The following is a 1447-nucleotide window of genomic DNA, read 5'->3' as shown; positions in this document are numbered from 1 at the left end:
TGCTTGAAAAATAGAAAAACACCACTTCGTTTGGTAAAGTGAAAGTGCGACCAATCACTACCACACAGAAGAGGTGTCTTCTCTATGATAGAGCAAAATCAGCCATTCGATCAACTACCAAACGAGATAAAACCAGCTTTTCAGGAACTGAAAGTGATCAAACACCTAAATAGCGCGGGATTTAAGAAGAAATTCGGCTTCACCTGTGCAACATTGTTCCGAATCATATTTGTGCTCCTGTTCCAACAAAAGAATTGGTTTCGTCTGCTCGAAAGCCAACGGGCCACGAATTACCCGGGGAAAGATGCGGTTTATCGTTTCCTCAATCATAGCGGATACGCTTGGCGCCGATTTTTAACGCTACTGAGCCGCGAGACCGTTCATCGCATGGAGCACCTGACCGCTGACACACGCGAGACAGCGTTCATCTTCGACGATTCGATGTTTGAACGTAACCGCAGCAAGGCCGTTGAGATGCTCGCACGCTTCAAAGATCATGCCACAGGCGCGTACTACAAGGGTTTTCGCATGTTAACCATGGGCTGGACAGATGGACATTCCTTCGTTCCTGTTGACTTCTCGCTCCTCAGCTCGAACAATTCCAGCATCAATGGAATCACTGACGGAATCGATAAACGCTCGTCAGGCTACAAGCGACGGAAAGAAGCGCTGCAAAGTGCTCCTGTTAACATCACTGCCATGCTGGATCGCGCTATTACTGCCGGTATTTCTGCATCCTATGTGCTCATGGATAGCTGGTTTACTCACGCGCCCTTGATTCAAGAGATGCGTGATCGTGAACTACACGTCATTGGCATGGTCAAAAATGATAAAAAGCGATATTTGGTGGACGGGCAACGCATATGCCTTAATTCCCTTTATGCAACTGCAGCTCGCATCGAGGGAAAGAACCGAAACATCCTTCGGCAAATTCGGACAGAGCTAGCCCCGGGAATCCCGGTCACCGTTGTATTCGTTCGTCATCGATCCAAGAAGAAAGAATGGCTAGCTATTCTCTCTACCGATCTTACGTTATCTGCTTCGGACATCATACGAATTTACAGAATGCGTTGGGAAATTGAAGTCTTCTTTAAGTGCGCCAAATCCTTGCTGCGCCTGCAGAAGGAGTTTCAAGGCCGATCTTACGATCTGCATATTAGCCATACAACGATCGTATTCGCTCGTTACATTTTACTTGCCTGGCAGCATCGCCAGAGCACGGACCAACGAACCATTGGAGGTCTGTTCTATTTGTTGTGCGACGAAGTTGGCACGATGGATTGGGTCATTGCGCTTCAACAACTGGTTGAACTGATGAACGAAGTTGCAGCAAAGGCAGGAAAGAGAATCTCAAAACTGATTCATCGTCAACTTCAAGGTTGGATTGCCGGTTTGCCTAGCTACATCAAGGTTTATTTGCCAATTTCAAGCTGCGAAAGTTGAGTTA

General features: G+C 47.1%; 1 protein-coding gene. It reads left to right on the top strand.

Features of this window, described 5'->3' with window-relative positions; all coding sequences use genetic code 11:
- The first annotated feature begins 84 nt into the window (after positions 1-84).
- Positions 85-1443: an IS4 family transposase gene (locus tag GSF01_RS29110; protein WP_159888764.1), complete on the top strand. Its 1359-nt coding sequence runs from the start codon at positions 85-87 to the stop codon at positions 1441-1443.
- The last annotated feature ends 4 nt before the right edge of the window (positions 1444-1447 follow it).

Origin of the sequence: Paenibacillus puerhi, assembly GCF_009846885.1 — a bacterium.
Taxonomy (GTDB): Bacteria; Bacillota; Bacilli; order Paenibacillales; family NBRC-103111; genus Paenibacillus_G; species Paenibacillus_G puerhi.
The sequence above is the reverse complement of the archived record's forward strand: the minus strand, read 5'-3'. Positions and strand labels throughout refer to the sequence as shown.